Source organism: Blautia sp. MSK20_18 (assembly GCF_020553125.1).
GTDB classification, from domain to species: Bacteria; Bacillota; Clostridia; order Lachnospirales; family Lachnospiraceae; genus Blautia_A; species Blautia_A fusiformis.
Map to the genome: position 1 here is coordinate 1 of NZ_JAJCGR010000038.1, position 14980 is coordinate 14980.

Sequence of the window (14980 nt, forward strand, 5' to 3'; positions counted from 1 at the left end):
GGGGCCCAGGCTCCGCACATCAGATGCTCGGTAATTTAATTGCCGAGTAGTTCACCAAATGTAAGATTTATGCCGTAAAACTTCCGGATTCCCTTGTTACAATAGAGCGCTCCGCATTCAGAGGATGCCGCAATTTAAGCGAGATTGATTTCGGGAAAGGAATTAAAACGCTCGGTTCTTATTCTGCTGAAGGCATCTTTGCAAACTGCAATATCCAGAAACTGGTTTTACCGCCACAGATTAAGGCAATTGGAATGGCGGCATTCCAGAATAATAATATCCAGGAATTACTTCTTCCTGACGGTCTTGAGGTGATAGAAAGCAACGCATTCTTCAATAATCCGTCGCTGGAAGAAGTAACAATCCCGGAGTCGGTAACAGAAATCAGAGAAAATGTATTTTCAAATGTCAGAAAAGTCCATGTTAAGAAATACATCCCCGACCTGGAATTTGCAATAACACAGTCATGTATATACTCCGGCATTGCGATTGGGACAGTAACTATAGAGACATACGGCCGCGAACTGATAATTCCGAAACATCCAAAGTCACCGATAGAGATGAAAGATATTATCAAGAACTTTATTGAAAACGAAAAATATGAAGCGCCGCCGACATATATTTTCGCCTATTCAGCAGTTGAGCGACAGGAAACAGCACGCCAGATTTTTACAAAAACTCAAAATGAAAATGCAAAAAAATACTTAAAAAAACATTCCCGGGTGATTTTCAAAAGACTGTTGGCAGAAGGCAGAAATAAAGAGGCGGTTCAGATGGTCCGAAATAGCCTGATGTCGAAAAGAACGTTAAAGGAAATTCTGCCAGAGATTGCTGAATACCCTGATGTGTCGGCGTATATTCTGATGAAGCTGAATGAGGGTGGACAGACGAAACAGAAATTTGTGATTTAAGGAGACTGCTGCAAACTGCAGCGGTCTTTTTCGTTTTGTCGGCAATTTTCGCATATTAGCATATAAATAAACAAAAAGAAAGGGAAAGAAAAAATGAAAAAAAATCTAGAATGCAAGGTTACTGTTAAAAACGGTGTCAGATATTATGTGGACGTTTCAAGTAATACCTGTATTGACATCATCTGTGATGATGAGAATGCTGAGGAAGTGTGCTTTGATGAGGGATTTGATAAAGTAGAAATCAAGCTTAAATCAGCTGGACAGCTGGACAATATTAAGAGAATCTATATTGGTGAGTCTATCAAGTTAATAAACATTCCAAATAAGGTATTTCCAAATGTCAGGGAAGTGAAGTCTGACAACGAGAGATACGTATCCGGAACAATGCTTGTTGAGAAGAGGAATTATTATACCGTAAGTAGTGACAGACTGATACTTCTTAATTCTTTCTGTCTGAGAGAAGATGAGGTGCTGGACTTGAAAGGCATTGCCGCTATTGACGAAAATGCGTTGACTCGATGCAGTGCAGGAACTGTAATTAATACAGAAGATGTAAGACGCGTGGATAAGGCAGCGTTTTCAAGGTCAAATATTCCGACAAGAGAACTTCCTGAGGAATATAATGTAAGTATGGTGGGAACGATAATTACTGATGTAAACACAAAACCTGGGTTTAACACCTGTGTAATTCCTGCAGACACAACACTGATTGCTAAAAATGTATTCTTCCGAAGCAACGATGTAATTGATGTACGATGTAAAAACAGCGTATTTTTTAGATGCAGGTCATATTTGTGGATTTACAGCAACACACTGATTTTCAATGCTGAAGATGATATTGATGAAAACGAATTCGCAAACCTGAAAGAATGCTGCATTAAAGTTAGTCCGACAAACAAACATTATGTTGATATTAACGGGATTATTTACACAGCCGATATGAAACATCTGGTTAAATGTAATCAATTAGATAATGGCTTAAGAAAGGTTGTAATTCCAGATTCTGTTGAAAAAATCTGCAAATATGCATTTTACAAAGACACATCTTTGGAAAGCGTAGAGATTCCTGATTCTGTTAAGGAGATTGGCGAGTGTGCGTTTATTGGATGCAGGAGCATCAGCTCTTTAAAACTACCTGACAGTATTAAAAAACTTGGATACCGCAGCCTCTGCGGGATGAATAAGCTTAAAGAACTGGAAATCCCAGGAAGTGTAGAGGACTCAAACTGCTATTGCGAACTGGAAGGAATGACCACTGCGATTAAATTCGGTGAAGGCGTTTCAGAAATATATCTCAGCTCTTCTTGCGCATTAACATCCTATCAATCCATGGTCAGGCGAGTAGAGCTTCCATCAACGGTTACTAAATTCAGTGATTATAGACGAGAGGAACTGGCACATGTAAGAGTAGTAACTCTTCAGACCGAAAATATACCCCAAAACCTGCTGCTTGCTATGATTCCGGAGACGAGATATAAACCAAATGGATACAGTTATTCGTCTTGTGAGGCATTAAAAAATGAAATCTACTGCATCCAGACACCGGAAAGAACGATACTTGTTCCATCAAACATATCTGAAAAAAGTATCCAGGAAATCAATGATACCATGAACAGGATTGGAGCTTACATTCCGGCAAATCTTTTCCGATACTGTAAAGACATCAAGCAGAAATTGCCGATGGCTTTTCTGGAATGGCAGAATTCTCACGACGAGGCAACAAAAAGATACTTAAAAAGAAACAGAAAAAAACTTGTCCAGGATTTGATAGAAGAAGGAATGGATGAGGCTCTTGCGAGATTCCTTAAAACAGGTATTTATGGAAAGAAAGAGATGCAGGATGTGTATGACATTATTGCTGAAGCTGATAGTATGAAGATGTCAAAGGCGTATGCCCTGGATATTATTGGAAGCGGAAGCAAGAATACATTCAGATTGTAAGATTTTATGCCCGAAGGAGAACTTCGGGCGTTTTTTGTGGAGAAAAAAATATAAAAAAATTACGTTTTTGGACCCATTCGTCATATTAACTGTAGAAAATTTTTTGTAAAAAAATTGGACACAGAAGGAGTAAGTATGACGGATAAGAAAAAGGAAGGACAGTACATGACACCAGATGGCATTGTTTCAATGATATTGAATAATATTGGTTATACCGAAAATCATGTGCTTACAAGAAAAATAATGGAACCATCGTTCGGAGATGGTGCGTTTCTGATTAATATAGTACAGCGAATTATTTCTGAAGGTACTAAAATTGGATTGTCAAAACAACAGATAACAGATATTATGCAGGTTAATGTTTTTGGAATTGAAAAAGATAAAATTTTGTATCAAAAAGCATTAGAAAGACTCAACAGCCTTCTTGCTGTATATGAGATACCAGAAATACAATGGGAGAAAAATTTGACATGTGGAGATACATTAATTGAGTGCAAAAAACACATTGGAAAATATGATTATGTTGTGGGAAATCCTCCATTTGTAAGAGTCCATAACATTCCAGATGAGTACAGAGATGTGATTAAACAATTCCAATTTGTAGACGGAATGATAGACTTATATATAGTATTTTACGAAATTGGAATTAATCTATTGAACGATAAAGGAAAGCTTGGATATATTTCACCAAATTCATTTATGAAAAACAGCTCTCAAAAAAAATTCCGAAATTATTTGATTGATAACAAGTATATTTCTGCAATATATGATTTTAAAACATCGAAGATTTTTCAAGATGCTGATACTTATACTTGCATCTGTATACTCAACAAAAATAAGAATAGAACTGATTTTTCAGTGGATTATAAAGAATATTCAATGTACAAAGTGGTTGTTGAAAATAAATTTTCATTTGAATATTTCGCAAATCAGTTACATGATAATCCATGGAATCTCAGTTCTGATGAAGACATCAAATTTCTGGAAAAGAACAGAAATCTTCCGATAAAAATATCAAATATGGCAATAGTGCAAAACGGAATTGCAACAAACAGAGATGCTGTATATGTAATACATACATATTGCAACAAGGAATTAACGGAAGAATATTGTGGAAAACATACTGACAAGAAGAAAATAGTATATTTCAAAGATAAGTCAGGAAACATTAAAGAAATTGAATCAACTATTTTACATAGATGTATTAAAGCCTCTAAATATAATGGTAACATGGACAATACACATATTATTTTCCCTTATGAAAAAATTTTATCGCCACGCTTTTTTAATAGAGATGGGGTGGAAATAACAAGTGGATATAAACCGCTAACAGAAGATAAGTTAAAAAAATCTTTTCCAAAAGCATATGCGTATTTAAGTTCACTACGGGATGAGTTGACCACTCGTGATATGGATAAGAATGCCGATTGGTTCTTATTTGGCAGAAGCCAGGGAATACAAAATAGTTGTTTCAAAAAAGTTGTTTTTAAACATGTAATTGATAAAGGCCTCCCCAAAATTGTACCACATATATTGGATGAAGATGTTATCGTCTATTCTGGCATGTATACAACAATAGATATCGATATTGTAATTTCACCAAAAACTAAGCCGGACGGAAATAAAGAGGTTGATAAGTACATTTTTGATGAAATGTTATACGAATATGCATTAAAAGATGTATATAAAATTTTTCAATCACCTGACTTTGCAAAATATTGTTCTATGGTCGGTAAAGATATGGCTGGCGGATATGTTGGGATTTCAACAAAGATGGTTAAACAGTTTGGGACACAGCTTAGTACATTTCCAAATTTTCCTATTACATAAAAAAAATAGATAAAAAAGCCGCACCTCGTGTTTTGAAAAACTAAAAACACGAGGTGCATTTTTTTGACTTTCCGTTCGCCGGCTGCCCGCAAAATTTTCTCTGCTGGCAGAAATCCGGCATATTGTATGTATAAATACAAAAAGAAAGGAGAAAAAAAATGGCAAAAATACTTTCCCCGACAAACATAATCTTTCTAGACGTGGACGGTGTCCTAAACAATATGGCGTATCTAAAAGGAAAGGACACCGGAGAAGAGATAGATATGCGGGCAGTGGAGCGCCTGGCAGAGATATGTAAAGAATGCGATTGCCGGATTGTTCTGTCGTCATCCTGGAGAGAACTTTGCGGCAGCGAGACAAAAGAACCGCATTCTATGTATAGATATCTGAAAGACTGTCTTGGAAAATATGGAATGGAAATTGTGGATGTAACACCGGTGATTATGTCTAACCGGCCGGAAGAGATTGCGGCCTGGTTGAAAGAAAACGGAAGTATGGTTAAGAATTTTGTATCGCTGGATGATGACTTTGATGAAAAACATTACAAAAGTTTCGGGCTTGGCGGTCATTTGGTCAGAACTGAGTTCTATGTTAATGATGAAACGAAAGGCGGGCTGCTGGAAGAACATGTGGAAAAGGCGAAGAGGATGCTGAAAGGCGATTGAAAAAATATTTTTAAGCATTTTTTTGAAAAGAGGCGGAAGCCTCTTTTTTTGTATTGGGGAAATAATGGTGTATTCTGCTTTTTCTCTGATTTTGCATTTTATCTATGCGCGTAAGAAAACTCGCAAAATTTTATCGGTTTTGAAAAATTCACACATAGATAGGCCAGAAGCAAGAAATGTTCATTCACGCAACAGGAATACAACTCTTGGTAAATAAAAATGCAAAGAAGGAGAGATAGAAATATATGACTATATGTAAATATTGGAGTCTTGCCTCCGTTTGGATTGGAGGTGACTTCTGATGAGTAATACGAGTATTGAATTAAGCAATCAAAGCTGCTTTGATTTTCTAAAAAATCTTCCAAACAACTCTGTCGATTTATTTTTGATTGACCCCCCATACGAAGTGTCAAGAGATACAAATTTTCAATCGGGGGAGCTTAAAGGAGATAACACGGACCGTTTCAGAGTCTCAATGGATTTTGGTGATTGGGATAACGGATTTACCGGATTGGATAAAGTAATTGCTGAATCATATCGGGTATTAAGAAAAGGCGGTACTTTAATTTGTTTTTACGACCTCTGGAAGCTGACTACGTTAAAAGAATATTTCGAAAATGCAAAATTCAAGCAACTAAGACTGATTGAATGGCTAAAAACAAATCCTGTACCTCTTAACAGTAAGACAAATTATCTTACAAACGCAAGAGAGATTGCGGTTCTTGGAGTTAAAGGCGGATGCCCAACATTCCATTCAGAATACGACAACGGGATTTATAAATATCCGATTTGTCACGACAAAGGAAGATTCCATCCGACACAAAAACCACTCGCATTAATAGAAGACTTAATAAAGAAGCATTCAGAAGAAGGAGATGTGATTGTCGATTGTTTTTCCGGTTCTGGGACAACAGCAGTTGCAGCAAGTAATGCAGGCAGAAATTTTGTTGGATGCGAATTATCAAAAGAATACTATGACAAGTCAATCAAACGACTTGAGAAAATGGATATAGATGTCAAGAAGGGAGAAGCGCAATGACAGATAAAGAGATTAATAAGAAAATCCAGGACATGATTAAATTACCAAAAACTTCTAACAAAAGAATATTAGCATTTGTCAAGAAAAAAGAATGTCAGGCAGCTTCTCTAACCCCTTCAACGCTTGGCATGCTTTTCGAAATATACGCAGGCATTAGGTATGATGCAGAAGATGCCACTACATGTTTTTCCAGAGCAATTACAGTAGAAGAGTTGGAAAAAGTACATCCGAATTTCAGAAGTACTAATGGCTGCCAGTGGGCGCGTTCGGACGCAAGCTATCTTGGAAAAAGATACAAAATCAAAAGAGAGCACAAAAATGGCAAAGTGTACTCTGTTAAGCTTGATGGAACAAACAGAAATTCTGTTAGCAAATGTCGTAGTATTCGTCAGGACATCAGAAAAGAAATGTCAAAACGGAAGTGTGCTCTACTGGATGTTGGAGTCAATATTGAGGTTGACCACAAAAATGGAAAATATGACGAGCTAAGCAATACAGACGTTAAGACACAAAAATTACAGGATTTCCAGCCGCTTTGCAAGCCGGCAAACGATGCTAAAAGACAGCATTGCACCGTCTGTAAACGACGCGGCAAGCGATTTGATGCCAGAACGATGGGGTATCAGGTAGGCTGGATTTGTGGAGACGAAGATACAAAAGTCTGTACTGGCTGTTTCTGGTACGATATTGAGAAATTCAATCATGAAGTTTCAAAAGGTTTTGTTAAGACAGCTTAAGCTACATAGAGGCAGCGCTTTGCGCTGCCTCCTCTTTTCCACCTTTCTCAAAATATTGCATACTAAACACGACACAAAAAAAACAAATCCGAAAAGAAAAGAAAGGAACAAAAAATATGCCAAACACAAAAGAAATTCTAAAAAAAGTAGACCACACCTTACTTTCTCAGACTGCAACATGGGGAGATATCAAAACTGTCCTGGATGATGCAGTTAAATATGATACTGCATCTGCCTGCATTCCTCCTGCGTATGTTAAACAGGCAGCAGAGTATCTGAAGAAAAAGGGCAGCAGCCTTCCAGTATGTACTGTTATTGGTTTTCCGAACGGGTACAATACGACTGCTGTTAAAGTGTATGAAACCAAAGATGCAATTAAAAACGGTGCGTCTGAGATAGATATGGTCATCAATATTGGAATGTTAAAAGATAAAAAATATGACGATATTAAAAAAGAAATCCGTGCAATTCATGAAGCATGCGATGGAAAAGTGCTTAAGGTCATTATTGAGACATGTCTCCTGACAGAAGAAGAGAAGATTACAATGTGCAAGATTGTCACCGCTGCAGGTGCGGAGTATATTAAGACATCCACCGGATTTTCTACAGCCGGAGCGACACCGGAAGATATCGTCCTGATGAAAAATCACGTCGGCCCAAATGTCAAAATCAAGGCAGCAGGCGGTGTTAAGGATTTTCTGGATGCAGAACTGATGATTAATCTTGGAGCGGACAGGCTCGGGACAAGTCGTCTGGTCAGAGCCCTGAAAGCGAAAGAAAACTAAAAACACCGGCATACGGAAGAGGCAGAAGCCTCTTCTTTTTGTTGCGTTGCCGGCAAAATAGATAAAAAAATAGCAACGCTACAAAAGCGATGCAAAAAAAATAAAAAAATTCAAAAAGGTGTTATCATTTTTGAAAAATCCTGCATATTAACTTTGCACTGATAACGAGCCCAGCTTTGCTGGCGAGTTATCGAATATGAGGAGGGCAACAAAGAACGTATTGCTATTTAACGAGCTTTGCTGACAATGTAAAGAAATACCACAATATCAAACAAAAACTGTAAATATTTTAAGTATAATTCAGCTGACATATTTTCGCCCTCCTTGCACAGTCTATGCATACAGGACGTTTGGGGTCCTGTATGTAAGTGACCATACAAGAAGGATATGCCTACCAAACTGTACTGCAATACTGGTATACATTTTTTTGCGGTATTAGATTTTCTGGCAAAGAAAAACTACACGAAAGAACGTGTTCTAAGTGCCCTCCCTGGAAATAAGATAGCAAAATATGACGACTTTTGCAACACAAAAGTTTGTTCTGTATTGAAAGAAGCCACCTTTTTGCGGGGTCGGCTTCTTTTTGTTTCGTCGGCAAATCACGCATATTAACGATGTATTAAAAAACAAAAAGAAAGGAATAGAAGAAATGGTAAAAAGAGTAAATAAAGCAAAAGAAGCAGAGTTGGAGATTGTTGATGATATTTTCATGGTTGAAAAGAACAGTAAAAAGCTTATTGGGTTGAATCCTGACATTGAAGAAAGCACGGAGAACCTGGTCATCCCTGAAGGGATTGAAATTATCGGGCCGGCTGCATTTGTATCTAAAAATAAGTTTCAGTACAGCGATATAAAATCTGTTAAGTTACCAAATTCGTTAAAGAAGATTGGAAACGATGCATTTTCGCACTGTACTAAGCTTACTGATATTCAGTTCGGGAATGGGCTGGAATGCATTGGAAAGAACGCGTTTGCTTCATGCAGAGGGCTTGAAGAAATTGTTCTTCCTGACAGCTTACGGGTCATTGAAAGCCTGGCCTTCGCGGATTGTTCTAAGCTGAAAAATATTGTATTCAACGAAGGCCTGCAGGTAATTGAGCAGTCAGCGTTTTATGTATGCAAAAACCTAAATAACTTTGTACTTCCAAAATCGTTGCGGGTTGTAGGAGATGAGGCACTGCAGTATGCCAGAAAAGTAACGATACATGGTGAATTGCCGCATAATCTTACGCGTGCCGTAAGCCCGATAAGCTGGGCTACACATTCAGAATATACTCACAGAAACTGGCCGATGGTGGTAGAACTTGTGACAGATGATGGTATTTATTTTTTACCGAAATACATAGAGACAACCAATGCTGCGGATTGCGAATGTGCATTAAATTCCGGGATGCCGGAAAAGATGCAGACGATGTATAAATACTGTAATTCAGGGGATACTTCTGCTGATACTGCATATGCAACATATATGTATCTTTTGGAGTCGGGTAAAGAGCCGTGCGAAGACTTAAAAAAATATATAAAACGTATGAGCAAAAGCATCGCATCGCGCTTGATAGCAACAAATCGTAATGCTGAGGCTGCCAAGTTTATCGGTCTTGGACTGCTTACCCCGGCAGCGGCAAAGAGTCTGTATGAAAATGCTGTCAATAATGGAAGCAACGATATTGCAGCGTATCTGATGGAAGAAATGAAAAAAAACGATAAAAAACCTTCAATGAAATTGTAAGCTTCTAAAGCCTCAGGCTCTGAGACGACACCCCGCAATTATTTTGCGGGGCGTTTTTTCTGCGTGGAAGATACTGCATATTAATTTTGTAAAAAAGCAAAAAGAAAGGAGCAAAAAAATGATAAAAGAATTTAAAGACAATGGCTGCAGGTTTATGTGCAAATGTATTCCGGGAAGTGTATCAGTGTTTGATATGGATGTTGATGACGGCGTTGAGGTAGTGGAATTTGAGGGATTTGACGATGTTTCAATCGGAAAAGTAGCAGAAAAATCATTCCCGAGTGTAACAACACTTGTTATTGGGGAAGAAGTAGATTGCATATCAATCCCGAATAAAATGTTCCCGAATGTGAGAAATATCATATCTTACAACAGGCATTTTCTCAATTCAGACATGCTGATAAGGGTAGACTACAATATATTCCCGAATAAGAACGGAAAACATACTGATATCTGGCTGCTTAATACGTTCTGCAAAAAACCAGATGAGGTCATAAATCTGAAATCTGTTGAGTTTATTGACGACTATGCGTTTGATGGCTGCAGTTCAACCAAAATCATTAATGAAGACTGTGTAAAAGGCGGCTGCCAGTTTGCTTTTTGGGGTTCAGCGTTCATGGAATTAAAGCCATTTGGCGGTGCATATATGGCTGGAAGTATGATTATTGGTGTTGACGAGGATGTGAAGGAACTGGTAATTCCTGAAATTGCAACATATTTTCTGAATAACAGACATGACGTAACATTTCTTCGTAAACTGTGCAAAAGTTATGACAAAATAATCGTCAAAAACAGCAGTCTGTTTTTCAAGCGTGTTTTATATGCGTATGCGGCGCCAAAAAATCTCGTTATTGATTGTGAGGTAAATGAAGATAAAGAAGATTTTTGCATTTATATTAAAAATTGCAGCAATCTGCAAAATATTCAGATTACAGACAAAAGTGAGAGATATATGACTTATGATGGCGTTTTGTATGACAAAGCCGGAAAAACGCTGCTCGCATGTCCGAAAAATAGACATGGAGCTGTAAAAATCAAAGAAGGAACAAAAGAAATTGAGAAAAATGCATTTTTTGACTCTAAGGTTGAAGAGATAGAGATGCCTGATTCGGTCAAAAGCCTTGAAAAAGCAGTGTTCTTTAACTGCCGGAAGCTTCAAAAAGTTAAGCTTAGCAATTCGCTTACAGAAATTCCGGATTCATGCTTTGACTCCAATATTTCACTGCGTGAGATAGTAATCCCTGACAGTGTCAGGACGATTGGCCCGTATGCGTTCTGCAGCTCCGGACTGGAGAATATCCATTTGGGGAAACATGTTAAAGTCATACAGCACGACGCCCTTATGGACACGAAGCTGAAAGAACTGCGGTTCCCTGCGTCGGTTAAAGAACTTCAGGATATTGGCCCGCTTCATGCCTCTGACGTGTATTTGGAATCATCTAATATTCCATCTTATTTTTGCAGCTCCGTCTCTGAAACAATCACATTCGCCTGTGATTTTGATACATTACACAAGGCTGATTCACTGGCTCAGCCGTATGTAAAAGTACATACGCCAAAGCGGACAGTATACTTTCCTTCACATATTCTGATAGACACAAGTAATGAGTTAAGCAATTTCATTGAAGCCAGGAATGATTTTCCTGAGAATATGTTCCCGTATGCGATTGACACAAGGATAAGATTTCAAATCGCGTTGGCGGAATGCAGGGACTTGAAGAGTATAACTGCCGAGAAATATCTGCGTAAAAATATTGTTGATTGCGTGAGAGAATTCATCAATATTGACGAAGAATCTGCATTGGTTGACCTATTCCGTATGCATTTGGTAGATGACGTTGAAGCGCTTACTGAAATCCTGCAAATACTGCCGAATAGTATGGTATTAGCGAAGGCTTATTTACTGAATGAGTCTGAAAAACTTAAACTTGATGATTTATCATGCTGATTTGTAGCCAGCCCGGGAAATTATTTCCCCGGGCGCTTTTTTTGCAAAAAAAAACAAAAAAAAGGCTTCAAACGAAAGCCTTAGAAATGACATACGGCCGGGCGGTGTATCCCAGCATCTCAGGTACTCCGAAGAGTGCGTCAGGAACACCATTTCTGACCTCGTATGCTGAGAATAATATACCACAGAATTATGTAGAAAAACAAGAATAGCTTTGGAAAAAGTGCAATTTCCTTTTCACAAAATCCGGCATATTGTATATGTAAATATCGCCAGAATACTGGTAGAAAAAAGGAAGGAATGAAAAATATGAGTAAAAATTATCGCTGGGAGACCGTTGATGATGTTGATTTTTTTACGAATGGTGTAGTATGTACTGATATTAACATGAAAGACACAGTCAAACAGTTATGCTTTCAGCATATGGCGATTGATATTGACCGAGGTAACAAAAAAGTTTTCCCGAATGTTGAAGAAATTTACATTGGCCCGGAAGTGGCAATTATCTGTATCCCGAACAGAATGTTCCCTAATGTCAAACACGTTAAGTCTGACTCAAAAGTATTTAAGAGTGGAAAGTATCTGATAGTTAAATCAACACTCAGATTGTTGAATGCTTTTGGACAAAGCGAAGATACGCCGCTTGATGGCAGCGATTTTATATCGATTAATGAATATGCCTTGGACGGATGCAAATCCCATGAATTTGTTAATCTGTTTTCAGGTGGTAAATTTACAACATATGAAAACTCTTTTACAGGTTCAGGGTTCATGGAGCAGCCTTTTGTTAATGGCCTTAAGGTATTCAGAACACAGTATGGAACCACTATCCTTAACATTGATGAGAATGCTGACACCGTTATTCTCCCAGAAGGCAAAATCAAATTCCATCAGCTGAAGCATACAAAATGCGTTAAGGTTTCGGATGCAAAAAGCTTATATTATGCAGCACGACTGACTCCGGAAAAACTTATCTTGGAACCAGGCAGCAGCACGGCTGAACCTTTTGATAATGCTGATGATTTTGTGGAAGCTTTATACGGCATACGGTCTTTGAAGACAATAGAATCGCATATCCAGCAGTATAAAACCGTAGATGGAGTTTTGTATAACAAAGATATGAGTGCGTTACTGGTATGCCCGCGTGGTAAAAATGGAAGTGTCACAATCCCGGAAGGCGTAACAGAAATTAAGGCATTTGCGTTTGCTAATTCTAAAATCGAAGAAGTATCTTTCCCTGACAGTCTTAAAAAGATTGAAAAGAATGCTTTCTACGAATGCTCTCGCTTAAAATCTGTTGATTTTGGAAACGGAATTGAGGAAATTGGCGGTGTTATGGCATTTGCGTTTTGTTCTATCACTAAGCTTGAAATCCCACCTCAGGTCAAGACAATCGGGGATGGGGCATTTTACTATTGCGATGAACTGAAAGAAGTAAAATTTAACGAAGGATTGCAGGAGATTGGGAATGATGCATTTTCCAAGTGTGACTTAATCAAGAATCTGGATTTTCCTGAAACACTACGCTATATCGGAAATTGTGCTTTTCACCCTGGCATCCTAAGGACAGAAGATATTACGGTAACTCTTAAATCCATACCCAGCAATTTTATCGCTGCTTTTGTAAAAGCGGAAAAGTCTTCAGGAACAATATGCATTAATGTCCATGTGGATAATGCATCTGATATGTTTGATTTTGTAATTCCTGAGTATATGTCACGTCATGGATTTCTGACTACAGCTGCGGCATTCGATATGCTGCCTGGCAAAAAAGCCGTAGAGATATTGAATGAAGCTTATATTTTTGCCATAAGTACGACAAGTCGAAGTATTACTGCATTCAAAGTATATAAAAAAACAAAGGACGAAAAAATAAAAAAGGCAATTCAGGAAAATTATCTGTTAACCGCGCTTAGTATTATTGCATTCACGACTGAAGATGATTTCATGGATTTTCTAAAGCTTGTAGAAGTAAAATATAACAAAAGAATCTTAAACGGCCTCCTGAAAAAAGGATGGTTACCAAGTATCTCATACATTTTACAGAACACAAAAGAAACAGAAAAAGAAGACTTTGCTTTATCGTAAGATTTATTGTGAGCGTCAGCATCAGCTGACGCTTTTTTGTGCGTGTAGTACAAAAAGGCTGCAACAAAGCATATTCCAGTGCAAAAGCTTTTCTGCACAGAATACTACCACTGTACATACAATATGATTATACAAAGTTGTACAAAAATACAAGAACTTTTGCCTGTTTTGCCTACTGCCAAATCCGTCATATTAATCATGTACAAAAAAAACATACAAAGAAAGGAAGAAAAAAAATGGCAAAAAGAAAGACAGGTAAAGACGCAGAACTTGCTGGACTGGAAGTGCTGAGCAATGGCTTGCTCGTAAGAAAAAGTGATATGGAGGTTGTTGGAATTCATAGATGCGCGGATAAAAGTGATTTGAAGCATCTGGTAATCCCAGAGGGCGTTAAATCAATTGGTGGTAATGCTTTTTCAAAACATAGCGAAATCATATCTGTAAGTTTCCCTGAATCGCTGGAAAAGATTGGAGCTTTAAGTTTCTATATGTGCCACGAATTGCAGAAAGTCAGTGTCCCCAAAAATGTCAAAGTCATTAAGGCTTCTGCATTCCAAGGATGTAATAGTTTGACGGAAGTAAAGCTGAATAAGGGTCTGATGGTCATAGAAAGTCATGCTTTTAGCTATACTGAAATTTCAAAGCTTGACCTTCCAGAATCGGTTAGGGCTCTTGGTGATAATGCGCTAGCCAATGTTAATGCAGTGAATATTCGGAGTACTGATATGCCGCATAATCTGATTCGTGCGATAAGCCCGGCCGACCCGGCCGATTGGCATGGCTACTATTGGAAATATGATTCATGCAATATTCCGATGACCGTAGAAATCTCAGTGAATGGACGTGTAATATACCTTCCGAAGTTCGTTAATGAATCCGATATAGGCCTTTGCGAATGTGCCTTGAATTCCGGGATTCCAGAGATGGAAGAAAATCTCTTCCAGTACGGAAAGAGTGGTAAGCCATCATACGATACTGCTTTCGCGATGTATTCTTATCTTTATGCTTTTGGGCGCAAACCGTCTGATGAGTTAACAGCATACATCAGGAGGGTAGGTAAGAAGATAGTGGAATATATGATTGATTCCAATCGTACACAGGACGCAATCACGCTTATCAGTTTCAATATTCTTACATCGAATGCCCTTAAATCTCTTCATGAATCAGCAGTGCAGCAAAATCGTACTGAGGTTGCGGCTTATCTAATGGAAGCAATCAAGAAGAATGGGAAAAGTAATTCGATGCGGTTGTAATTTTGCAGCAGCGCCTTCGGCGCTGCATTTTTTTTATGCCGGAAATTCGGCATA

Annotated in this window: 10 protein-coding genes and 1 pseudogene; all 11 read left to right on the forward strand. The window is 38.1% G+C overall.

Annotated elements, in window-relative coordinates; translation table 11 throughout:
* Positions 1-62: 62 nt before the first annotated feature.
* Positions 63-911: pseudogene (locus LI091_RS15495) on the forward strand (leucine-rich repeat domain-containing protein); the annotation flags it as partial.
* Between the two features lie 207 nt (positions 912-1118).
* Positions 1119-2852, forward strand: coding sequence for a leucine-rich repeat domain-containing protein (locus LI091_RS15500; protein WP_265191332.1), 1734 nt, complete (start codon positions 1119-1121; stop codon positions 2850-2852).
* A 135-nt stretch (positions 2853-2987) separates the two neighbouring features.
* The gene (locus tag LI091_RS15505; protein WP_173734427.1) at positions 2988-4682 is read left to right on the forward strand and encodes an HsdM family class I SAM-dependent methyltransferase; all 1695 of its coding nucleotides are present in this window, start codon (positions 2988-2990) and stop codon (positions 4680-4682) included.
* 158 nt (positions 4683-4840) lie between these two features.
* Positions 4841-5347 carry an HAD domain-containing protein gene (locus LI091_RS15510; RefSeq protein WP_173734428.1) on the forward strand — a complete coding sequence of 169 codons (507 nt, stop codon included), beginning with the start codon at positions 4841-4843 and terminating at the stop codon, positions 5345-5347.
* Positions 5348-5648: 301 nt separating this feature from the next.
* Positions 5649-6386: a DNA-methyltransferase gene (locus tag LI091_RS15515; RefSeq protein WP_173734429.1), complete on the forward strand. Its 738-nt coding sequence runs from the start codon at positions 5649-5651 to the stop codon at positions 6384-6386.
* Positions 6383-7123 carry a hypothetical protein gene (locus LI091_RS15520; protein WP_173734430.1) on the forward strand — a complete coding sequence of 247 codons (741 nt, stop codon included), beginning with the start codon at positions 6383-6385 and terminating at the stop codon, positions 7121-7123. The genes LI091_RS15515 and LI091_RS15520 overlap by 4 nt, the downstream gene beginning before the upstream one ends.
* A gap of 116 nt (positions 7124-7239) precedes the next feature.
* Complete coding sequence (gene deoC / locus LI091_RS15525; RefSeq protein WP_173734431.1) at positions 7240-7908, forward strand: deoxyribose-phosphate aldolase; 669 nt, start codon at positions 7240-7242, stop codon at positions 7906-7908.
* Between the two features lie 649 nt (positions 7909-8557).
* On the forward strand, positions 8558-9637 hold the full coding sequence (locus tag LI091_RS15530) for a leucine-rich repeat domain-containing protein (protein ID WP_173734432.1): 1080 nt from the start codon (positions 8558-8560) through the stop codon (positions 9635-9637).
* A 118-nt stretch (positions 9638-9755) separates the two neighbouring features.
* Complete coding sequence (locus tag LI091_RS15535) at positions 9756-11585, forward strand: leucine-rich repeat domain-containing protein (protein WP_173734433.1); 1830 nt, start codon at positions 9756-9758, stop codon at positions 11583-11585.
* A 309-nt stretch (positions 11586-11894) separates the two neighbouring features.
* Positions 11895-13673 carry a leucine-rich repeat domain-containing protein gene (locus LI091_RS15540; RefSeq protein ID WP_173734434.1) on the forward strand — a complete coding sequence of 593 codons (1779 nt, stop codon included), beginning with the start codon at positions 11895-11897 and terminating at the stop codon, positions 13671-13673.
* A 236-nt stretch (positions 13674-13909) separates the two neighbouring features.
* Positions 13910-14926, forward strand: a complete 1017-nt coding sequence (locus LI091_RS15545; RefSeq protein ID WP_173734435.1) for a leucine-rich repeat domain-containing protein — start codon at positions 13910-13912, stop codon at positions 14924-14926.
* The last annotated feature ends 54 nt before the right edge of the window (positions 14927-14980 follow it).